The organism is Streptomyces sp. NPDC092296, assembly GCF_044755465.1.
Taxonomy (GTDB): Bacteria; Actinomycetota; Actinomycetes; order Streptomycetales; family Streptomycetaceae; genus Peterkaempfera.
Map to the genome: position 1 here is coordinate 1,265,738 of NZ_JBIVRB010000001.1, position 19,192 is coordinate 1,284,929.

The window sequence follows — 19,192 nt, forward strand, 5'->3', positions numbered from 1 at the left end:
GTGTGGAGGGGGGCTCAGTGCGGAGAGCGGGCTCAGGGGCGAAGGGCGGTTCAACTGTGCAGGAGAAGCGCGGTTCGTACGGTGGACGGATGGGCGGGCCCGGCTTCCTGGGCCCGGCTCCTTGAGCCCAGCTCCGTGGGCCCGGCTACTTGGGCCGGCAGCCCACGCAGCAGCGGGCGTACGGCAGGATCTCCAGCCGCTCCACCGGGATCGGCTGCGCGCAGGTCTGGCAGGTCCCGTAGCCGCCCTCGTCCAGCCGGCGCCGGGCGGCGGCGATCTCCTCCAGCACATTGCGGATCGCCTGGGTCTGGGCCGCCATCAGCTGGTCCGACGAGTCGGGCTCGCTCTCCTCGATCGCGGCGAGCTGCACCAGGCGGGTGTTGTGCTCGCGCTCCAGCCACTGGCGGGCGTCGTGCGCGGTGATGCGGTGCTGCTGGTACGAGCGTGCGGTCTCGGTCGACATCCGCTTCCTCCGTTGGTGAGCCGGGCCGGTTCGGGCCACCTGGCCCGGTGCGTATGCCTCCACCCTGCTCGCCGGGACGGCCGCCGACCATCGGTGCCGGCACCCATATCGGATGGGTGGCGGGGTGTACCCGGGGGCAGCGGCCGGGCCCGGGTTCGACGCGGGGGCCCCGTCCGGGACAAGCTGGACGCACACCAGCGCAACCACGAGGCCGGAGGAGGTCGCATACCGGGTGTCCCTGTTCTGGCGGATCTTCCTGCTCAACGCCGTGGTGCTGTCCGCCGCCACCGCGCTGCTGTTCTGGGCGCCGGTCACCGTGTCGGTGCCGATCGTCCTCACCGAGGCGGCGGTGCTCATCGGCGGTCTGGGCGTCATGCTGCTCGCCAACGCCGTACTGCTGCGGATCGGCCTGGCCCCGCTGGACCGGCTGACCCGCCTGATGACCCGGATCGACCTGCTGCGGCCGGGGCAGCGGCTGCCGGTGACCGGGCACGGCGAGATCGCGGACGTACTGCGGACCTTCAACGAGATGCTGGAGCGGCTGGAGGCCGAGCGCGGCGACAGCAACGCCAGGGCGCTCTCCGCCCAGGAGGCCGAGCGCCGCCGGATCGCCCGCGAACTGCACGACGAGGTGGGCCAGAGCCTCACCGCCGTCCTGCTGGAGCTCAAGCGGGTCGCGGACCGGGCCCCCGCCGAGCTGCGCGCCGACCTGTACGACGCCCAGGAGACCACCCGGGGCAGCCTGGACGAGGTCCGCCGGCTCGCCCGCCGACTGCGCCCCGGCGTCCTGGACGACCTCGGCCTGGTCAGCGCCCTCACCGCGCTCACCACCGACTTCCGCACCCACACCGGCCTGGACATCCGGCGCCGCTTCGACCCCGAGCTGCCCGAGCTGGGCGCGGAGGCGGAGCTGGTGATCTACCGGGTCGCCCAGGAGAGCCTGACCAATGTCGCCCGGCACGCCGACGCGGCCGGTGCCGAGGTGGCGCTGCGCCGCACCCCCGGCGGGGTGATGCTGAGCGTCCGCGACGACGGCCGGGGCCTGGGCCGTTCCCGGGAGGGCGCCGGGCTGCGCGGCATGCGGGAGCGGGCGCTCTTCGTGAGCGCCGAACTCGCCATCACCAGCGTGGCCGGCGAGGGCACCGAGGTGACCCTGCACGTCCCCGCAGCCGACAGGAGCAGCTGACCCATGCCGACCGAATCCCGCCCCGCCAAGACCCGCATCCTGCTGGCCGACGACCACGTCCTGGTCCGGCGCGGCGTCCGGCTGATCCTGGACGGCGAGCCGGACCTCCAGGTGGTGGCGGAGGCCGGCGACGGCGCCGAGGCCGTGGAGGCGGCCCGCGCCCAACCGGTCGACCTGGCCGTGCTGGATGTCGCCATGCCCCGGATGACCGGCCTCCAGGCGGCCCGGGAGCTGTCCCGGCTGCAACCGGGCCTGCGCATCCTGATGCTGACCATGTACGACAACGAGCAGTACTTCTTCGAGGCGCTCAAGGCCGGGGCCTGCGGCTACGTCCTCAAGTCGGTGGCCGACCGCGATCTGGTCGAGGCGTGCCGGGCGGCGATGCGCGGCGAGTCCTTCCTCTACCCGGGTGCGGTCACCGCCCTGATCCGCACCTATCTGGACCGGGTACGCAATGGCGAGGCGCTGCCGGAGCGGATGCTCACCGCCCGCGAGGAGGAGATCCTCAAGCTGGTCGCGGAGGGCCATTCCTCCAAGGACATCGCGCAGACCCTCTTCATCAGCGTCAAGACCGTGGAGCGCCACCGGGCGAACATCCTTCAGAAGCTCGGCCTGCGCGACCGCCTGGAACTCACCCGCTACGCCATCCGGGCCGGCCTGATCGAGCCCTGACCCCGACCGGCCCACCACCGGGGGCGACAGTGGTGTGGAGCCCGTACGGGCCTTACGGTTGGGGGTGCCCCGACCTGCCCGCACCCCGAGGAGCGCTGTGCCCGCCGCCCGGCCCCAGACCGCAGACCACCGCCGAGCGGACACCACACCGACCGCGACCGGCGAGGCGACGCCGCAGCGGCTCCCGGTGGCCGACCTGCTGCTGCTCGCGGTCTCGGTGGGCGGCATCTCGCTGTCCGCCCCGCTGATCAGCGCCACCGCGGCGCCCGCCCTGGCCATCGCCTTCTGGCGCAACACCATGGCCGTCGGCGTACTGGGCCCGTACGCGCTGCTGCGGCACCGCGCCGAGCTGCGCCGGATCGGCCGCCGCGCGCTGCTGCTCACCCTCGCCGCCGGGGCGCTGCTGGCCCTGCACTTCGCCCTCTGGCTGCCCAGCCTGCGGATGACCTCGGTGGCCTCCTCGACCGCGATGGTCACCACCACCCCGCTCTGGGCGACCCTGATCATGCGGCTGTACGGCCGCCGGGTGCCGGCCCGGGTGTGGCTGGGCACCGGCGTCGCCTTCACCGGCGTGCTGGTGCTGACCGGCGTCGACCTGTCGCTCTCCGCCCGCGCCCTGGCCGGGGACGCGCTGGCGCTGGCCGCCGGACTGGCCGCCGCCGGATATCTGCTGCTGGGCGCCGAGGTGCGGCGGACGGTCAGCACCACCGCGTACACGCTGCTCTGCTACACCACCACCGCCGTGCTGCTGCTGGTGGCCGCGCTGGCGTCCGGCGCGGCGCTGTCCGGCTGGCCGGCCGGCACCTGGTGGAAGCTGGTGCTGCTCACCGGCACCGCGCAGCTGCTGGGCCACTCGCTCAGCAACCGCGTGGTGCGCACCCTGGGCGCCTCGGTGACCTCCACCGCCATCCTGCTGGAGACCCCGGGCGCCGCACTGATCGCCGCCGTCTGGCTGGGCCAGCTGCCGCCGGTCGCCGCCTACCCGGCGGTGGCGCTGATCCTGGCCGGGCTGGTGCTGGTCAGCCGGCCGAACCGGCGGAGCTGAGCGGGCGGGGCCGGGCGGCCCGGCCGCTCACAGCCAGCCGTTGCGCCGGAAGCCCCGGTACATCAGGGCGCAGATCAGCGCCATGCCGACCAGCACCGTGGGATAGCCGTAGAGGGTGTCGCGCTCCGGCATGTGCTCGAAGTTCATCCCGTAGATGCCGGTGATCATGGTGGGTACGGCGAAGATGGCCGCCCAGGCGGTGATCTTGCGCATGTCCTCGTTCTGCGCCACCGAGACCTGGGCCAGATTGGCCTGGAGCAGCGAGTTGAGCAGTTCGTCGAAGGCCGACACCTGCTCGTTCACCCGGGACAGGTGGTCGGCGACATCGCGGAAGTACTTCTGGATGTCCGGGTCGACCACCCGCATCGGGCGCTCGGAGAGCAGCTGCATCGGCCGCAGCAGGGGGCCGGCCGCCCGCTTGAACTCCAGCACCTCGCGCTTGAGCTGGTAGACCCGGCCGATGTCGGCGCTCTTGCCGGTCCGGGTCGCGAAGACGTCGAACTCCACCTCGTCCACATCGGTCTGCAACTCGTCCACCACCGCGAGATAGTCGTCGACCACCCGGTCCGCGATGGCGTGCAGCACGGCGGAGGGGCCCTTGGCCAGCAGCTCCGCGTCCTGCTCCAGGCGGCGGCGCAGCGCGGTCAGCGAGCCGTGGCCGCCGTGCCGGACCGTGATCACGAAGTCCTTGCCGGTGAAGACCATCACCTCGCCGGTGGACATCACCTCGCTGGTCGGGGAGAGCTGGTCGTGCTCCTGGTAGCGGATGGTCTTGAAGACGGCGAAGAGCACATCGTCATACCGCTCCAGCTTGGGCCGCTGGTGGGCGTGGACCGCGTCCTCCACCGCCAGCGGGTGCAGGCCGAAGCGCTTGGCGATGCCCTCGAACTCCGCCTCGGTGGGTTCGTGCAGGCCGATCCAGACGAAGGAGTCGGCCGAGGGCTCGTCATCGTGTGCCAGGCGGACCCGGCGTACGGCCTCGCGGGGTGAGCAGCTCTCACCGACCCGCCGGCCTCGGGAGTAGACGGCGCAGTCCACCACCGCGCTGGGGGTGGGCTCGCAGAGGGCTCCGTCGAAGGGCGCACCGCTGCGGCGGCGGTGCGGACGGACGACGGCGCGCAGGTCGCGGATCATCGACATGGCGGGCTCCTTCGGGCAGGGCCGTCGACTGCCGGCGGGCCGGTGGGTGTCCGGCCCAGCCGATGCCGGGAGTGCGGCGGCGGGGAACGCCTGGCGGTGGCGCCGAGTGACCAGAGGAGAACGTCACAGCGCCCGGGGCGGCGCTCTCCCGCCCGGTGACACAGGCCCGCGGAGAACCGCTGCTGCCTCGGCTGCGGCTGAGGGACGGCAAGCACTCCCGATCCGGGAGGAGGAACACCGGGGCGGAGCCGGGGAGGGCTCGCGCCGGGCGGGGTTCGGCTGCTTTTCAGAACCTCAGAGCGAGGACAGACGGCCGCGGGGCACCGGTACGGGAGAGCTGCCGGTACTGCACGGTCGGCTGGTATCCACCCGCAACCACCTCCCTCGGCCGGTCCCCGCTGGGGGAGAGCCTCGTCCCTCACGGCGCGCGGTGCGCGCTGCGTCCGCCGTACGGAATGCCGTCGCCCGGTTTCGTCCGCACCCGGGCCGGGTAGGCCGTGGTGCATCCGGCCCCTGAGGGGTCTCTTCGGCATGTCCGCTGGTGCGGCCAACGGCTTACCCTATCAGTCGTGGGCGGTCGCGGGGCAGACCGCGCCCGTACCGGCCCCCTTGCAGTCTGCCCGCTAACCTCGCCGACATGGCCTTCCACGACCCGGGCTTCACCGCCGGCCCCGATCCGCTCGCCCGTGACGCCGTGCTGTCGGCGGTGCGGCGGCGGCTGCTGGCCGCCTTCGGTGAGCCGACCGGGCGGGCGGCGGTGACTTTCCTCGGCGCCGACCGCATCGAGGTGCTGCGGTTCGGGCCGGGCGCCGCGACCGGCGCCGTCACCGGTACGGCCGACCCGGCGCTGGTGCGGTACGCGACCCTCGGCATGTCCGCCGCGCCGATGGCCGACCCGATGGCGCCGGTGGCCGACCCGCAGCGCGGGCCCCGGGCGGAGCTGCTGCTCTCGGTGCGCGGCGGCCGGGACGACCTGCTGCGCCCGCTGGCCACGCTGGCGGCGTCGCCGCAGGTGGAGGGGGTGGTGGTCGCGCCGGGCAGCTCGCTGGACCTGGGCGGGCCGCTCTGGGAGGGGGCGCCGTTCCACTCCGTACTGGTCGCGGAGCCGGGCGGGCTGGTGGACGATCTGGCGCTGCCGGAGCCGGCCGAGCCGGTCCGCTTCCTGCCGCTGCTGCCGATGACCCCGGCCGAGGCCGCCTACAAGCGGGCGCGGGGCGCGGCGGCGCTCCAAGAGCTGTGGCTGCGGCACGGCACCGACCTGCGCGACCCGGGGCGCCGCGCGGTGCCGCTGGACTGAGCGCCGAACTGCGGGCCGTCCTGTGGGCCGTGCTGCGTGTCGGTCGGCGGGTCGGTCGGCGGGCCGGTCGGCGGGTCGGTCGGCGTCAGGCCGCGCCGCGTACGAAGGCGGTGACGCCGTCCGCGACCAGCTGCACCGCGATGGCGGAGAGCAGCAGACCGGAGAGGCGGGTCACCAGGACCACGCCGCCCTCCTTGATCAGCCGGATGACGATCAGCGAGTAGCGCATCGTCACCCACATCACCCCGTGCATGGCCACGATCGCCGTCCACACCGCGACCTCCTGGCCCGCCCCGTGGGCGCCCTGCACGGCCAGGATCACCGCGACGATGGCACCGGGACCGGCCAGCAGCGGGGTGCCCAGCGGGACCAGGGCGACATTGACGTCCTTGGTCTGGGTGGGCTCCTCGATCTTGCCGGTCAGCAGGTCCAGCGCGATCAGCAGGAGCAGCAGGCCGCCGGAGACCTGGAGCGCGGGAATGGAGACGTGCAGGTAGTCCAGGATCTGGTGGCCGAAGAGTCCGAAGGCGGTGATCACGCCGAGGGCCACGGCGGCGGCCTGCCAGGCCATGCGGCGCTGGGTGCGGGCGGCGCGGCCGGAGGTCAGGGCCAGGAAGATCGGGATGGTGCCCGGCGGGTCCATGATCACGAAGAGGGTGACGAAGAGGGAGCCGAAGGTCGCGACGTCGAAGAGGCTCATGGGGGGCAGCTCGCAGGTTCCTTGGTACAGCTGATGGTGTTGATTGTCCGCATCCGGGGTGGTCTGTCCCGGGAATGGGCGCGCGTCGGCGCCCCCCGCAGGGCGGTGCGGGGTGGGGGAGTGGCTTTTTCGGGGGGTGAGGGTGGCTGGGGGTCCCCGGGGCTGGGCGGCGGCGGTCCCCTGGGGGCGCGGGTCAGGCGGAGAGGGGCTTGGCGCCGGTGGCCTGGGCGATCAGGGCCTCGTACACGGCCGGGTCGGTGGTGTGCCCGCCGAGCCGGACCGTCTTGCGGCTGCCGTGGTAGTCGCTGGAGCCGGTGGTGAGCAGCCCCAGATCGGCGGCCAGGCCGCGCAGCCGGGCGCGGGTGGGCTCGTCGTGGTCCATGTGGTCCACCTCAAGGCCGCCGAGCCCGGCCGCTGCCAGCTCCGCGATCACCCGGTCGGGCACGGTGCGGCCGCGCTTGACGGCGCCCGGGTGGGCGAAGACCGGTACGCCGCCGGCCGCCCGGACCAGCCGCACCGCCGCCACCGGGTCCAGCTCGTGCTTCGGTACGTCGGCGCGGCCGCCGTTGGCCAGCCAGTCGGCGGTGAACGCGTCGCCCACGGTGGCGACCACGCCCGCCTCGACCAGTGCGCTGGCGATGTGCGGCCGGCCGACCGCGCCGCTGCCGGCGATCCGGCGCACCTGCTCCCAGCTGATCGGCGCGCCCAGGGCGCGGCAGCGCTCCACCACGGCCTCGCCCCGGCGGAACCGGTCGGTACGGACCAGCTCGCGCTCCCGGGCGAACTCCGGCTCCGCCGGATCGAAGAGGTACGCCAGCAGGTGCATGCTGACGTCGCCGGCCCGGCAGGACAGCTCGGCGCCGGTGACCAGGGTGAGGCTGCCGGGCGGCAGCGTACGCAGGGCGGCGGTCGCCTCGGCGTAGCCGGCGACGGTGTCATGGTCGGTGAGGGCCACCACGTCGAGCCCGGCGCCGGCCGCCGCTGCGATCAGCTCCGCCGGGGAGTCGGTCCCGTCCGAGGCGTTGCTGTGGGCGTGCAGGTCGATGCGCACGGCGGGGGGCTCCTGGTCGCGGCTCGGGGAAGGGGCGGCACCAGGATAGCGCGCCCGGAGGTGATCCAAGGCGAGCCGACCTGCAATTCATCCGGTGAATCGGGTCACATGCCGGAGATCCTTCGGTGAAAGCGCGAGTTTAGAAGAGAATCCTTGGCGAGAGCGCCCCGCAGGGCAGCAGCTCCAGCTCGGCCCCCGCGTCCCGCAGATCGGTCAGCACCAGTTCGTCGTACATCAGCATCCCGGACCGCTCCGGCCAGGCCACCGCCCAGATCCACAGCCCCATCGCCTCGCCGACGAAGACCGCGCGGTCGTCGGGGGTGCCGCTGACGTGCCACATCGGGGTCGGCCGGCCTGCCGCCAGCAGCTTGGCGTCGGCGGGCCGGTCGATGCTCAGCGAGTCGCCCGGGTCGGGTCCGGCGATCCCGGCGTACCGGGCGCCCAGGCCCACCCCCAGCTCCTCCGCGACCAGCACCAGCTCCCCCAGGCCGCCCAGCGGCCCGGGGCCGGAGCAGGCGACGGCGGTGGCGCGGGCGCCGGAGAGGTCGTCCCCGGCGTGGGTGATCCCGGTGTAGAGCCAGCCCACCGGCAGCGGCCAGGGCATCCAGACCGGCACCCGCGACCGGGCGACGGCCACCGAGAGCGCCTCGACGCTGGGCGGCACCACGGGTTGCAGGGGATACACGGCGCCGTGGATGCCGCACTGCCAGGTGTCGGAGAAGAGGCCGGGGGCGCGGACGCGACCTCCGCACCTCGGGCAACTGGGCTCGCCCCTCATAGCTGTCAACGCTCCTCCGTCAAGCGGGGTGCGTCAAGGACGATCACCCGACCGGGTCATGCCGGACGGTGCGACTCTAGAGTTGTATCCTACAACTGATGTAGCTACCATCAATTAGCGAAGCTAAGAGTCTCCGGAGGGAGAAGCAGAGTGAGTACCGAGGCCGGCCCCACCGCCGGACACCGGAAGGCACAGGGTGGCATCCTGCGCCAGCCCAAGGCCGTCTGGGCCACGGCCGGCGCCGCCGTCGTCGCCTTCATGGGCATCGGGCTGGTCGACCCGATCCTGCCGTCCATCGCCAAGGGCCTGGACGCCACACCGGGGCAGGTGTCGCTGCTCTTCACCAGCTACTTCCTGATCACCGCCGTCGCGATGCTGATCACTGGCTTCGTCTCCAGCCGGATCGGCGGCCGCAAGACGCTGCTGGCCGGCCTGGCCCTGGTGGTCGTCTTCGCCGCGCTGGCCGGCACCTCGGACACGGTCGGCCAACTGGTCGGCTTCCGGGCCGGCTGGGGACTGGGCAACGCCCTCTTCGTCTCCACCTCGCTCGCCGTGATCGTCGGCGCCGCCAGCGGCGGCAGCGAGTCCGCGATCCTGCTGTACGAGTCCGCGCTGGGCCTCGGCATGGCCTGCGGGCCGCTGCTGGGCGCCGTGCTCGGCAATGCCAGCTGGCGCTACCCGTTCTTCGGCACCGCCACCCTGATGGCGATCGGCTTCGCCGCCATCTCCGCACTGCTGAAGGAGCAGCCCAAGCCCGCCCGCCGCACCGGGATCGGTGATCCGATCAAGGCGCTGGCCCACGGCGGCCTGGCCACCACGGCGGCCAGTGCCTTCTTCTACAACTACGCCTTCTTCACCGTGCTGGCCTTCTCGCCGTTCGTGCTCGACATGAGCCCGTACCGCAGCGGCGCCGTCTTCTTCGCCTGGGGCCTGCTGCTCGCCGTCTTCTCGGTGCTGGTGGCGCCCCGGCTCCAGCAGCGGTTCGGCTCGCTCCGGGTGCTCGGCAGCTCGCTGGTGCTGATGGCGGCCGATCTGGTGCTGCTCGGCTACGGCTCGCACACCGCCGCGATCGTGGCGACCATCGTCTCCGGTGCCTTCATCGGCATGAACAACACCGTCTACACCGAACTGGCGCTGGAGATCTCCGACGCGCCCCGGCCGGTGGCCTCGGCGGGCTACAACTTCGTCCGCTGGTTCGCCGCCGCCGCAGCGCCGTTCCTGGCGCCCAAGCTGGAGGAGCACTTCGACGTCCACCTGCCGTTCGTGGTCGCGGCGGCCGCCGCGCTGATCGCGATGCTGGTGGCCGTGGTGCGCCGCCGCCATCTGCACCGGGACGCGGTGCACGAGGAGCAGGTGCTGGCCGGGCACGACCCGATGGCGGTCGAGCTGGCGGCCGAGCAGACCGGCTGAGGGTAGGGGCCGGGCGTACGGGCCGGGGGGACGGGCCGGGGCGTACGGGCCGGGGCGTACGGGCTCACTCCCCGGCGTAGCTGCCGAAGCACCAGAAGACGCCTTCCGGGTCCCGCACGATGAAGTCGCGCGAGCCGTACTCCTGGTCGGTGAGCCCGATGACCACCTCCGCACCGGCGGCCCGGACGCGCTCGTACAGCGCGTCCGGGGCGTCGGTGGCGACGTACACCGAGCCGGTGCCGGGCGGCAGCGCCGCGATCGGGCTGTCGTCGCGGGCCGAGCCGAGCATGACGCCGCCGCCCAGCGGCCAGTTCAGCTGGGCGTGGTTGACCACCGAGGGGTCCGTCCCCTGGTAGACGGCGGCCTCCTCGAAGCCGAACGCCGTCACCAGGAAGCGGATCGCCGCCGGGGCGTCCCGGTAGCGCAGGGTGGGCCAGACGGCGGTGGCGGGGCGGGCGGATGCGCTCTTCTCGTCCATGCGTCCAGGGTGCCCCGGCGGGCGCGGGGCCGCCCGTCGGGCGTACGGAGGCGTCGGCAGCTCGGGGAGACGGACGACGCCCCGTCACCTGTTCGGGTGACGGGGCGTCGATGCTGCCGGGCCGGTGCCGGTGGGGCGGCGAGCCGTCAGGCGGTCGGGCACGGTCGGATGTAGAGACGTTCACCGGTGGCGGCGGCGTTCTCGACGAGCTCACGTACGGTTTCGGCGTCGGCGACGAAACGGTCGGAGGCGGCGCCGTCGGCGTCGCCCAGTCGCATGATCTCGAAGCGCATGGGCCTCTCCCTTCCTGGCCTCTCACGAGGAGCGGATGGTGCTGGCACGGTCTCTTCCCCCGCTGACCACGGTGCCCGGCTACTGCTTCGCTGCGGTTGCCGGTCCGTTAAGTCCGGGTTTCGCACATCCTCTACCGATCGGCAGCGATCCGCGACTTGAGCGCGCGAGTGCGGGGGACTGAGCCGGTGTCCATGGGGGTCAACCGATCTGTGGGTCCGCTGATTCCCCAACACGTCGAATTTTATCGGGCCTAAGGAAATTGGTCCTGTCATTTGCCGGTATCGGTAGGTCAGGCTCCGGTTGTGGACCAGAAGTCGAGCAGTGCCCCGGCGGTCTCCGCCGGGCGCTCGGCGTTGGGGGAGTGGCCCGCGTCGGGGACCACCACCCGGCGGGCGCCCAGCCGCTCCGCCATCGCGGACTGCCAGGCCACCGGCCAGGCGTAGTCCCGCACCCCGGAGAGCACCAGCTTGGGCAGCGGCACCGCCGCCAACTCCGCGACCCGGTCCGGCTCGCGGATCAGCTGCCGGCCCATCGCCGCCAGCGACTGCGGCACATTGGCGAGCCAGCGCCGGTGCAGGAAGTCGGCCACCTCGGTGCTCGGCGGCACGGCCTGGTCACCGGCGCCCTCCTCCAGTTCCTTCATCACCTGCCAGATCGCCTCCAGGTCCATGACGGCCAGCGCGTCCAGCAGCAGCTTGGTCCGGGCCGCCTCGGCGGGCTCCAGCGCGGCCGGACCGGTGCTCAGCAGCGTCAGCGACCGCCAGGGCAGCGGCTCACCGGCCGCCAGCACCGCCTGGCGCACCACATATCCGCCGAACGAGTGACCGAGCAGGTGCACGGGCCCGCCCACCGCCTCGGTGAGCGCCAGCACGTCCCGGCCCAGCTCCGGCAGCGCGTACGCCGCCTCGTCGGCCGGGCCGCCGGTCTCGTGCTGCCCGCGCTGGTCCACCGCCACCACCCGGTAGCCCGCCGTGGACAGCGGCTCCAGCAGCGCGATGAAGTCCTCCTTGCTGCCGGTGAAGCCGGGCACCAGCAGCGCCGTCGCCCGCACCGGCCCGGCAGGCAGCGCCTCCAGCGCGGCGAAGCCGCCGCGAGCGGTCTCCAGGCGGACGGCCCGCGCACAGCGGGGCAGGGTCAGAAAGCGCGGGGTGCTCATCGGGCCTCTCCTCCGGGGGTGCGACGCCTCCGCCGGTCCCGGTGCGTCGCTGCGCGGGCTGCTGCCCCCAGCGTCATCATGCCCGGCGGCGGGTGCGCGACCCGGAAACGACGGGGCCGGGCGGATCGATCCGCCCGGCCCCGGTCACCCGGTTGCCCGGGACCCGCTGGCACGGGGCCCCGGCTGTACGGGGCCCCGGCTGTACGGGGCCCGGCTGTACGGGGCCCGGCTGTACGGGGTGGGTCAGCCCTCCGTCGCGACGGCCTCGCCCTCGGGGCGGCGGGTGCGACGGCGGCGGCGCGGGGCGGCGGCCCCGCCCTCGGCGGCGTCCTTGGCCGGAGCCTCGGCCTGCGCCACGGCCTGCGCCACGGCGGCGGCCGGTGCCTCGGCGGCGGCCGAACCGGCAGCGCCGCTGCCGGAGCCGGAGCCGCTGCCGCGCGAGCGGCGTCGGCGGCGCGGTGCCGCAGCGCCCTCGGCGGCGGGCGCGGGCGCCTCGGCGGCGGACCGCTCCTCGGCGGTGGGCTGCTCCGGTACGGTCGCGGTCGCCTCCCCGGCGCCGCCACGGGTGCGGCGGCGCTGCCGGGTGCGGCGCGGGCGCTCCTCCTCCGGACCGGTGCCGGCACCGCCGGCCGCCGGGCCGGAGCCCGCGTCCGCCACGGTGTCGGCGGCGCCGCGCCGACCGCCGCGCTCGGCGCCCCGCTCGGGCCGCCCGCCACGGGTGCGGGCGCCGCGCTCGCGGCCCCGCCCGCCGGTCTCGCCCAGGTCCTCGATCACCTCCGCGCCCAGCCCGGCGCGGGTGCGCTCGGCACGCGGCAGCACACCGGTGGTGCCGGCGGGGATGTGCAGCAGCTCGTACAGGTGGGCGGAGGTGGAGTAGGTCTCCTCCGGCTCCGCGAACGGCAGCGCCAGCGCCTTGTTGATCAGCTGCCAGCGCGGGATGTCGTCCCAGTCGACCAGCGTCACGGCGGTGCCGGAGGCCCCGGCGCGGGCGGTGCGCCCGATCCGGTGCAGATAGGTCTTCTCGTCCTCCGGGCACTGGTAGTTGACCACATGGGTCACGCCCTCGACGTCGATGCCGCGCGCCGCGACATCGGTGCAGACCAGGACGTCCACCTTGCCGTTGCGGAAGGCCCGCAGGGCCTGCTCGCGGGCGCCCTGGCCGAGGTCGCCGTGGACCGCCCCGGCGGCGAAGCCGCGCTGGGTCAGCTGGTCGGCCACGTCGGCGGCGGTGCGCTTGGTCCGGCAGAAGATCATCGCCAGCCCGCGCCCGTCGGCCTGGAGCAGCCGGGAGACCATCTCGACCTTGTCCAGCGAGTGCGCGCGGAACACATGCTGGGTGACGTTGGCGACGGTCGCGCCCTCGTCGTCCGGCGAGGTGGCCCGGATGTGCGTCGGCTGGCGCATGTACCGGCGGGCCAGGCTGATCACCTGGCCCGGCATGGTGGCCGAGAAGAGCATGCTCTGCCGGTCGGCGGGCAGCATGGTGAGGATCTTCTCGACATCGGGCAGGAAGCCCAGGTCGAGCATCTCGTCGGCCTCGTCCAGCACCAGGGCGCGGACGGAGGACAGGTCCATCTTCTTCTGGCCGGCCAGGTCCAGCAGCCGGCCCGGGGTGCCGACGACGATGTCGACGCCCTTCTTGAGCGCCTCCACCTGCGGCTCGTAGGCCCGGCCGCCGTAGACGGCCAGCACCCGGACGTTGCGTACCTTGCCGGCGGTCTGGAGGTCGTTGGTGACCTGGGTGCACAGCTCGCGGGTCGGGACCACGACCAGCGCCTGCGGGCCGTCGCGCAGGTCGGCGGCGGTCGCCCGCCCGGCCTCCACGTCGGCGGCGACGACGACCCGGTCGATCAGCGGCAGGCCGAAGCCCAGCGTCTTGCCGGTGCCGGTCTTGGCCTGGCCGATGACGTCGTGGCCGGTCAGCGCGACCGGGAGGGTCATCTCCTGGATGGGGAAGGGAGTGGTGATGCCGACGGCATCAAGGGCCTCGGCGGTCTCGGGGAGGATCCCGAGGTCTCTGAACGTGGACAGGATGCTGCCTCTTCCGTGATGGGGGGCCGGGAGCGAAGTCGGCGGGCGCCCTGGCAGGCCGTACGGCCTGTGGGCGCGCAACCGCGCCGGTCCCTGCGGCCTGCGGGGCGCCGCCGGTGCCGGAGGCGGGCGGCGGACGGCCTGGCCGCAGGCCGTGGGCCACTGACCCCTGGCGTGCGTCGCATACCGTCCTGCCGGACCCGTCGGGCTCGGCGCCCCGTGGCGTCGGGAGATTCCCGCGAAGAGCCCCGGCGCGGGACCGGCGCCGTTCGGCGCGATCCGCGACGGCCCTCGCTCGGCCACTGAAGCGTTGTCTGGTCGGAGCCGATCGGTCCTCCGACCGGGCATCCGCGTACGTGAGGACCGGCTGCTCCCTCGGGAGGCTGCTCCGTTCAGGGAGCCGCTTCGTTCGGGAGAACATGGCGATCCTCGCTACCACCATACCTGCCGGACGCCAGTCGGACAGGGGGCAGTACGTGACGGGTCCGACAGCCGGGCCCGGTCCCGCTACTGCGCCGCAGGTCCCGGCACTACAGTGCGGAGGCATGGAGACTCATGGGGACGCCCCCGCGAACGCGGTCGGCCAGGGCACCGGGAAGGCCGCCGCGACCGGGCACGACTCGATCGGCGACTGGGCCAGGTGCTCGGCAGACCCGCACTACCGCGCCGCCGTGCTGGACCTGCTGGGAGCGCTCGCCTACGGCGAGCTGAGCGCCTTCGAGCGGCTGGCGGAGGACGCCAAGCTGGCGCCCGGCCTGGAGGACAAGGCGGCGCTGGCCGGGATGGCGGCGGCCGAGTTCCAGCACTATCGGCTGCTGCACGACCGGCTGGCGGCGGTCGACGCCGACCCCACCGAGTCCATGCGCCCCTTCGTGGAGCCGCTGGACGCCTTCCACCGGATGACCGCCCCGGCCGACTGGCTGGAGGGCCTGGTCAAGGCGTTCGTCGGGGACGCCATCGCGTCCGACTTCTACCGCGAGGTCGCGGTGCGGCTGGACGACGACACCCGGGACCTGGTGCTCGGGGTGATGGCCGACACCGGCCACGCCCAGTTCGCGGTGGCCAAGGTGCGGGCCGCGATCGAGCAGGACCCCCGGGTGGGCGGGCGGCTGGCGCTCTGGGGCCGGCGGCTGATGGGCGAGGCGCTCAGCCAGGCGCAGCGGGTGGTCGCCGAGCGGGACGCGCTGTCCAACCTGCTGATCGGCGGCGCCGAGGTGCGGGGCTTCGACCTGGTCGAGGTCGGCAAGATGTTCAACCGGATCACCGAGGCGCACACCAAGCGGATGGCCGCGCTGGGCCTGGCCTCCTGAGGCTCCCGGGCTGCGCGCTCGGGGCTGGGCGGCCGCTCAGACCGTACGGCGGCGGTGCCGGGCCGGAACCACCCGGTCCGGCCGCGCCAGTACGGAGACCAGCAGCGCGGCGGTGACGGCCCCCAGGGCGGTCTGTAGCAGCGTGTGGCCCGCGCCCAGCGTGGCCCGCGCCACCAGCCCGGCGACCAGCGCCGCCGCCGCGCCGGTGCAGACGGCCAGCGAGGGCGGCTGCGGGAAGTACCGCCGCAGCAGCGCCACGGCCGCCGCTCCGACGACCGCTCCCACCAGGGCGAGGACCAGCGACTCCACCAGCACGGGGCGCCTCCTTGTGCCGTCCGCCGGGCTCGGCCGCTCCGCTGCGGCCCGCCGGTCCGCTCACCGGAGTGACTACCCAGGTACCCGCTGTGACATGCGCGGGAACGCGTCAAGGCCCCGGCCTCCGCCAAGCGGCGGGGACCGGGGCCCTGGGGAGCCGGACGGGCTCAGATGGTGCCGAAGCCCACCTTGCGCACCGCCTGCTCGCCGATCTCCACGTACGCCAGGCGCTCGGCCGGGACGATCACGCGGCGGCCGTGCTCATCGGACAGCGTGAACACCTTCGAGGCGCCCTCGAGCGCCCGTGCCACCGACCGCTCGACCTCTTCGGCAGTCTGCGAGCTTTCGAGAACGATCTCGCGAGCCGAGTTCTGCACGCCGATCTTGACCTCCACGGCTTCCGTCCCTCCGGGGGTTGCAGCGTTCCTCGCGCGGGGGTGAGGCGGAGCCGCGGCTCCTCCGCGCCGTACGGCCCCACCTTAACCGGGCGGGCGCGCTGACGTGCACGACTGCGGAGACCGATCGCGGCGGTCAGTCCGCCGGTGCCGGCGGCTGCGGCTCGTCGTCCTCGCCGGGGCGCGGGGCGGTGGCGCCCGCGCCGTGCATCGGGAAGCCCTTCAGACCGCGCCAGGACAGGCTGGACACCAGCCGGACCGCCTCGTCGCGCGGGATCGAGCCGGACTCCGCCAGCCAGTAGCGGGCGGTCACCTGGCAGAGGCCGCAGACGCCCACCGCCAGCAGCATGGCCTCCTCGGGCGGCAGGTCGGTGTCCTCCGCGATCACCTTGCTGACCAGCGTCGCGGTCTCCCGGGTGACCCGCTCCACCCGCTCCCTGACCGCGTCCTCGTTGGTGAGGTCGGACTCGAAGACCAGGCGGAAGGCGCCGGACTCGCTGGCGACATAGGTGAAGTACGCCTCGGTGGTGGCCGCCACCCGCTGCTTGTTGTCGGTGGTCGCCTCCAGCGCGCTGCGGATCGCCTCCACCAGCGCGTCGCAGTGCTTGTCCAGCAGCGCCAGGTAGAGCTCCAGCTTGCCGGGGAAGTGCTGGTACAGCACGGGCTTGCTGACGCCCGCGCGCTCGGCGATGTCGTCCATGGCGGCTGCGTGGTAACCCTGGGCGACGAACACCTCCTGGGCGGCGCCGAGCAGCTGGTTGCGGCGGGCGCTCCGCGGAAGGCGTCCAGTGCTCCTGCTGCCTGGGCGCGGGCGCTCGTCCGTGTCCTGGATGGCCGTCACGGCGCTCCTCACATCACGGTCAACGGCTCCCGGTGCGCCGTCCGGTTGGCCGAGGTCGGACCGCGCGCCATTGCTGCGGCCCTTCGCCGGCCGGCCGGCGGCCGGGGGCCGTGCGGTCGGTGCCTTGCAAGGACCCCATCCTACTTTTGGGTAACCCCTCATGCCCACGGCCGAGCGGAGAAATGCGCAGCTCCTCCTTGTGGGAAGGCCACAATCGGCCCCCGGCGGGACCTGGTGCACCGGCAGCCGGACGCCGGTCAGCGGTAGTCGTCCTCGTCGAGCTCCACCACCCGGCGCTGCTCGGTGGTGTCCGCCGGGTCGGCGTCGAAGCCAGCCTCGCCGGTGTCCGGCTCGTCGTGGTGCTGCCGCACCTCGCGCTGCTGCTCCTGGGCGTCGGCCTCGGGGGCCTCGATGTCCAGCTCGGGGGCGTCCGCCGACTCCTGCTCCTCGTCCAGCTCCGCGAGCTCCTCCGGGTCGGAGGGCGGCGTCCCGCCGCGCGGAGCGGTGGGGGACGGCGTGGTGGGGGACGGTGTGGTGTGGGGCGGCGTGGTGTCGGATGGCGTGGTGTCGGACATGGGGGCTGCCTCCTCGACTAGCCGGTCTCCGGGTGCGGGCCGGTCCCGTGGCTGGGCACAGGGGAGCGTGCCCCGGGCGCCGTCGCGCACACCGGCCCGCACGGGTGCGTACCGGCCGCTGTGACGTGCGGCACAGAGCAGCCCGGCGAGCACGGCGCGGTCCGTAGCATCGATGACCATGACCGGTCAGCAGACTCCGTACGACGCCCCCGGACGGCCGCTGCGCACGGTGGACGTGCCCGGCTGCGCGCTGGCGGTGAGCGCCGTGCCGCCCGCGCGACCCGGGCTGCCGCCCGCCGTGATGGTGCACGGGCTGGGCGGCTCCACCCAGAACTGGGCCGAACTGATGGCCGAGCTGGACGGGGACGTCGATGCCGAGGCCGTGGACCTGCCCGGCTTCGGGCACTCGGCGCCGCCGGACGACGGCGACCTGTCGATCTCCGGGCACGTCCGCGCGGTCATCGGCTATCTGGAGGCGGCCGGTCGCGGCCCGGTGCACCTCTTCGGCAACTCACTCGGCGGCGCGGTCGCGGTGCGGCTGACCGCGCTCCGGCCGGACCTGGTGCGCACCCTGACCCTGATCTCCCCGGCGCTGCCCGAGCTGCCGCCGCAGCGGACCGCGCTGCCCACCGGCCTGCTGGGGGTGCCCGGGGTGCTGCGGCTGTTCGGGCGGCTGACCGCCGGGCAGAGCGTGGAGCAGCGCACCGCCGGGCTGTTCGACCTGGTGTACGGGGAGCCGGGGCTGATCCCGCAGGAGCGGCGGGCGGCCGCCGTCCAGGAGTACCAGCGGCGGATGGACCTGCCGTACGGGACGGACGTGCTGGTGCGCTCGGCACGCGGCATCGTGCGGGCGTACACCGAGCGCGGCGGCGAGGCGCTGTGGCGGCAGGCCGAGCGGGTGCGGGTGCCGGTGCTGCTGGTGTACGGACTGAAGGACAAGCTGGTGTCGTACCGCAGCGCCCGGCGGGCCTGCCTGGCCTTCCCCGACGCCCGGCTGCTGGTGCTGCCGGACTCCGGGCACGTCGCCATGATGGAGCACCCGGTGCAGGTGGCGCGGGCCTTCCGGGAGTTGCTGGCACGGCCGGCGGCCGCCGGGAGTGTGGACGGCGAGGGTGACGGTCTGCTGATGGCCGCTCAGCCGTAGAGGCCGCGGCAGCTGCGCTCGGCGGCGCTGCCGGGGGCCCAGCGGCCGAAGCGGGTGCCCAGGTCGCAGAGGCCGATGCCGCTGCCGCCGCGCCGGTTGCCGGGGTGGTGGGCCGGGTGGTGGGCGTGTGCGCGGTGCCGGGGAGCGGTGTGGACGCGGGCCGGGTGGTGTGCGCCCCGGTGGCCCTGCTGCGCGTCGTGGCCGGACTTGGCGGGCTTGGCGTCGGGGTCGCTCCCGGCGACGCCGAGGCGCTCCACGGGCTGCGGGTCGGGCGCCTCCCGGGGGCTGGGCAGCGGCGGTGAGGGGTGGGCGGCCGCCGCCGGGGAGGCCGGGGCCGGTTCGGGCGCGGGGCCGGTGCGGGCGGTGGTGGAGATGCAGCCGCTGAGCAGGAGCGCGCAGAGCAGCGCCAGCGGCGCCAGGCGCGCCGCGCGGCCGATGCCGGGCCGGCCGGCGGGCGGGGTGGCGGACATCGGATTTCCTCCGGCGGGACGGGTGTGCCTTGCCGTGGGAACGAGCGGGGAGGCCGGTCGGATGTGGTGTATGTCTCGATACGCCGATGAGCTCCAGCGGGAGCTGGGGCTGACGCTGGTCTTCATCGCGCACGACCTGGCGGTGGTCCGGCAGGTCAGTGACCGGGTGGCGGTGATGCGGCAGGGGCGGCTGGTGGAGCAGGGCGACGCCGACGCGGTGTACGACGCCCCGCAGCACCCGTACACCCGGCGGCTGCTGGCGGCCGTACCGGTGCTGGACCCGGCGGAGGCGGCGGCCCGGCGGCGGGCCCGGCGCGCGCTGCGGACGCCGGAGCGCGAGGCCGCCGCGTCCTGAGCCGTCTCCTGAGGCGTCCCCTGAGCCGTGTCCTGGGTCGCGTCCTGGGTCGGGGGCTCGGCCGAGCGGCGGGCCGGGTCACGGTC

21 protein-coding genes and 1 pseudogene are annotated in these 19,192 nt (G+C 74.3%); 8 read left to right on the top strand and 14 right to left on the bottom strand.

Features of this window, described 5'->3' with window-relative positions:
* Positions 1-145 precede the first annotated feature (145 nt).
* Positions 146-463, bottom strand: a complete 318-nt coding sequence (locus ACIQGZ_RS05890; RefSeq protein ID WP_402599583.1) for a TraR/DksA C4-type zinc finger protein — start codon at positions 461-463, stop codon at positions 146-148.
* 232 nt (positions 464-695) lie between these two features.
* On the opposite strand from ACIQGZ_RS05890, the gene ACIQGZ_RS05895 reads away from it, so the two are divergent.
* The 3 genes from ACIQGZ_RS05895 (at position 696) to ACIQGZ_RS05905 (ending at position 3,366) form a co-directional block, all read left to right on the top strand.
* A complete protein-coding gene (locus ACIQGZ_RS05895) occupies positions 696-1,649 on the top strand; it encodes a histidine kinase (RefSeq protein WP_402599584.1) in 954 nt (317 codons plus the stop codon).
* A 3-nt stretch (positions 1,650-1,652) separates the two neighbouring features.
* Positions 1,653-2,321 carry a response regulator gene (locus tag ACIQGZ_RS05900; RefSeq protein ID WP_402599585.1) on the top strand — a complete coding sequence of 223 codons (669 nt, stop codon included), beginning with the start codon at positions 1,653-1,655 and terminating at the stop codon, positions 2,319-2,321.
* A gap of 97 nt (positions 2,322-2,418) precedes the next feature.
* A complete protein-coding gene (locus ACIQGZ_RS05905; protein ID WP_402599586.1) occupies positions 2,419-3,366 on the top strand; it encodes a DMT family transporter in 948 nt (315 codons plus the stop codon).
* Between the two features lie 27 nt (positions 3,367-3,393).
* Here the strand turns inward: ACIQGZ_RS05905 and ACIQGZ_RS05910 are convergent, their stop codons facing one another.
* Entirely contained in the window at positions 3,394-4,506 is a 1,113-nt protein-coding gene (locus ACIQGZ_RS05910) for a magnesium and cobalt transport protein CorA (RefSeq protein WP_402599587.1), read from the bottom strand.
* A gap of 637 nt (positions 4,507-5,143) precedes the next feature.
* Here ACIQGZ_RS05910 and ACIQGZ_RS05915 point away from each other — a divergent pair.
* Positions 5,144-5,803 (top strand): suppressor of fused domain protein, encoded by a 660-nt coding sequence (locus tag ACIQGZ_RS05915; protein ID WP_402599588.1) that lies wholly within the window; start codon positions 5,144-5,146, stop codon positions 5,801-5,803.
* 85 nt (positions 5,804-5,888) lie between these two features.
* On the opposite strand, the gene ACIQGZ_RS05920 is transcribed toward ACIQGZ_RS05915, so the two are convergent.
* The 3 genes from ACIQGZ_RS05920 to ACIQGZ_RS05930 form a co-directional block, all read right to left on the bottom strand.
* Positions 5,889-6,503 carry a MarC family protein gene (locus ACIQGZ_RS05920; RefSeq protein WP_402599589.1) on the bottom strand — a complete coding sequence of 205 codons (615 nt, stop codon included), beginning with the start codon at positions 6,501-6,503 and terminating at the stop codon, positions 5,889-5,891.
* Positions 6,504-6,696: 193 nt separating this feature from the next.
* Positions 6,697-7,554, bottom strand: coding sequence for a PHP domain-containing protein (locus ACIQGZ_RS05925; RefSeq protein WP_402599590.1), 858 nt, complete (start codon positions 7,552-7,554; stop codon positions 6,697-6,699).
* Between the two features lie 139 nt (positions 7,555-7,693).
* A complete protein-coding gene (locus ACIQGZ_RS05930; protein ID WP_402599591.1) occupies positions 7,694-8,332 on the bottom strand; it encodes a DUF6758 family protein in 639 nt (212 codons plus the stop codon).
* 150 nt (positions 8,333-8,482) lie between these two features.
* Here ACIQGZ_RS05930 and ACIQGZ_RS05935 point away from each other — a divergent pair, with 150 nt between their 5' ends.
* On the top strand, positions 8,483-9,742 hold the full coding sequence (locus ACIQGZ_RS05935; RefSeq protein ID WP_402599592.1) for an MFS transporter: 1,260 nt from the start codon (positions 8,483-8,485) through the stop codon (positions 9,740-9,742).
* Positions 9,743-9,806: 64 nt separating this feature from the next.
* Here ACIQGZ_RS05935 and ACIQGZ_RS05940 read toward each other — a convergent pair whose 3' ends face one another.
* From ACIQGZ_RS05940 to ACIQGZ_RS05955, 4 genes are all read right to left on the bottom strand, one after another.
* Positions 9,807-10,220, bottom strand: a complete 414-nt coding sequence (locus tag ACIQGZ_RS05940) for a VOC family protein (protein ID WP_402599593.1) — start codon at positions 10,218-10,220, stop codon at positions 9,807-9,809.
* Between the two features lie 146 nt (positions 10,221-10,366).
* A complete protein-coding gene (locus tag ACIQGZ_RS05945; RefSeq protein ID WP_402599594.1) occupies positions 10,367-10,513 on the bottom strand; it encodes a hypothetical protein in 147 nt (48 codons plus the stop codon).
* 290 nt (positions 10,514-10,803) lie between these two features.
* Positions 10,804-11,670: an alpha/beta fold hydrolase gene (locus ACIQGZ_RS05950; RefSeq protein ID WP_402599595.1), complete on the bottom strand. Its 867-nt coding sequence runs from the start codon at positions 11,668-11,670 to the stop codon at positions 10,804-10,806.
* A gap of 243 nt (positions 11,671-11,913) precedes the next feature.
* Positions 11,914-13,611 carry a DEAD/DEAH box helicase gene (locus ACIQGZ_RS05955; protein ID WP_402599596.1) on the bottom strand — a complete coding sequence of 566 codons (1,698 nt, stop codon included), beginning with the start codon at positions 13,609-13,611 and terminating at the stop codon, positions 11,914-11,916.
* A gap of 635 nt (positions 13,612-14,246) precedes the next feature.
* On the opposite strand from ACIQGZ_RS05955, the gene ACIQGZ_RS05960 reads away from it, so the two are divergent.
* Positions 14,247-15,011, top strand: a complete 765-nt coding sequence (locus tag ACIQGZ_RS05960; RefSeq protein ID WP_402599597.1) for a ferritin-like fold-containing protein — start codon at positions 14,247-14,249, stop codon at positions 15,009-15,011.
* Between the two features lie 36 nt (positions 15,012-15,047).
* Here ACIQGZ_RS05960 and ACIQGZ_RS05965 read toward each other — a convergent pair whose 3' ends face one another.
* From ACIQGZ_RS05965 to ACIQGZ_RS05980, 4 genes are all read right to left on the bottom strand, one after another.
* Positions 15,048-15,326: a hypothetical protein gene (locus ACIQGZ_RS05965; protein ID WP_402599598.1), complete on the bottom strand. Its 279-nt coding sequence runs from the start codon at positions 15,324-15,326 to the stop codon at positions 15,048-15,050.
* A 167-nt stretch (positions 15,327-15,493) separates the two neighbouring features.
* On the bottom strand, positions 15,494-15,721 hold the full coding sequence (locus tag ACIQGZ_RS05970) for a DUF3107 domain-containing protein (protein WP_402599599.1): 228 nt from the start codon (positions 15,719-15,721) through the stop codon (positions 15,494-15,496).
* A gap of 136 nt (positions 15,722-15,857) precedes the next feature.
* Positions 15,858-16,562, bottom strand: a complete 705-nt coding sequence (locus ACIQGZ_RS05975) for a TetR/AcrR family transcriptional regulator (protein ID WP_402599600.1) — start codon at positions 16,560-16,562, stop codon at positions 15,858-15,860.
* A 257-nt stretch (positions 16,563-16,819) separates the two neighbouring features.
* Positions 16,820-17,137 (bottom strand): hypothetical protein, encoded by a 318-nt coding sequence (locus ACIQGZ_RS05980; protein ID WP_402599601.1) that lies wholly within the window; start codon positions 17,135-17,137, stop codon positions 16,820-16,822.
* A gap of 178 nt (positions 17,138-17,315) precedes the next feature.
* Here ACIQGZ_RS05980 and ACIQGZ_RS05985 point away from each other — a divergent pair, with 178 nt between their 5' ends.
* Positions 17,316-18,281 carry an alpha/beta fold hydrolase gene (locus tag ACIQGZ_RS05985; RefSeq protein WP_402599602.1) on the top strand — a complete coding sequence of 322 codons (966 nt, stop codon included), beginning with the start codon at positions 17,316-17,318 and terminating at the stop codon, positions 18,279-18,281.
* Here ACIQGZ_RS05985 and ACIQGZ_RS05990 read toward each other — a convergent pair.
* Positions 18,272-18,751, bottom strand: a complete 480-nt coding sequence (locus tag ACIQGZ_RS05990) for a hypothetical protein (RefSeq protein ID WP_402599603.1) — start codon at positions 18,749-18,751, stop codon at positions 18,272-18,274. The two genes, ACIQGZ_RS05985 and ACIQGZ_RS05990, sit on opposite strands and share 10 nt — an antisense overlap.
* Positions 18,752-18,839: 88 nt before the next feature.
* Here ACIQGZ_RS05990 and ACIQGZ_RS05995 point away from each other — a divergent pair.
* Positions 18,840-19,106, top strand: a pseudogene (locus ACIQGZ_RS05995) (ABC transporter ATP-binding protein); the annotation flags it as partial.
* Positions 19,107-19,192 lie beyond the last annotated feature (86 nt).

What these genes read in the sequence shown, in the direction of transcription:
- ACIQGZ_RS05930 (WP_402599591.1), bottom strand. Translation starts at nt 8,332, where the DNA reads ATGAGGGGCGAGCCCAGTTGCCCGAGGTGCGGAGGTCGCGTCCGCGCC.
- ACIQGZ_RS05920 (WP_402599589.1), bottom strand. Translation starts at nt 6,503, where the DNA reads ATGAGCCTCTTCGACGTCGCGACCTTCGGCTCCCTCTTCGTCACCCTC.
- ACIQGZ_RS05960 (WP_402599597.1), top strand. Translation starts at nt 14,247, where the DNA reads ATGGAGACTCATGGGGACGCCCCCGCGAACGCGGTCGGCCAGGGCACC.
- ACIQGZ_RS05910 (WP_402599587.1), bottom strand. Translation starts at nt 4,506, where the DNA reads ATGTCGATGATCCGCGACCTGCGCGCCGTCGTCCGTCCGCACCGCCGC.
- ACIQGZ_RS05950 (WP_402599595.1), bottom strand. Translation starts at nt 11,670, where the DNA reads ATGAGCACCCCGCGCTTTCTGACCCTGCCCCGCTGTGCGCGGGCCGTC.
- ACIQGZ_RS05915 (WP_402599588.1), top strand. Translation starts at nt 5,144, where the DNA reads ATGGCCTTCCACGACCCGGGCTTCACCGCCGGCCCCGATCCGCTCGCC.
- ACIQGZ_RS05945 (WP_402599594.1), bottom strand. Translation starts at nt 10,513, where the DNA reads ATGCGCTTCGAGATCATGCGACTGGGCGACGCCGACGGCGCCGCCTCC.
- ACIQGZ_RS05990 (WP_402599603.1), bottom strand. Translation starts at nt 18,751, where the DNA reads ATGTCCGCCACCCCGCCCGCCGGCCGGCCCGGCATCGGCCGCGCGGCG.
- ACIQGZ_RS05890 (WP_402599583.1), bottom strand. Translation starts at nt 463, where the DNA reads ATGTCGACCGAGACCGCACGCTCGTACCAGCAGCACCGCATCACCGCG.
- ACIQGZ_RS05900 (WP_402599585.1), top strand. Translation starts at nt 1,653, where the DNA reads ATGCCGACCGAATCCCGCCCCGCCAAGACCCGCATCCTGCTGGCCGAC.
- ACIQGZ_RS05955 (WP_402599596.1), bottom strand. Translation starts at nt 13,611, where the DNA reads ATGACCCTCCCGGTCGCGCTGACCGGCCACGACGTCATCGGCCAGGCC.
- ACIQGZ_RS05940 (WP_402599593.1), bottom strand. Translation starts at nt 10,220, where the DNA reads ATGGACGAGAAGAGCGCATCCGCCCGCCCCGCCACCGCCGTCTGGCCC.
- ACIQGZ_RS05985 (WP_402599602.1), top strand. Translation starts at nt 17,316, where the DNA reads ATGACCGGTCAGCAGACTCCGTACGACGCCCCCGGACGGCCGCTGCGC.
- ACIQGZ_RS05980 (WP_402599601.1), bottom strand. Translation starts at nt 17,137, where the DNA reads ATGTCCGACACCACGCCATCCGACACCACGCCGCCCCACACCACACCG.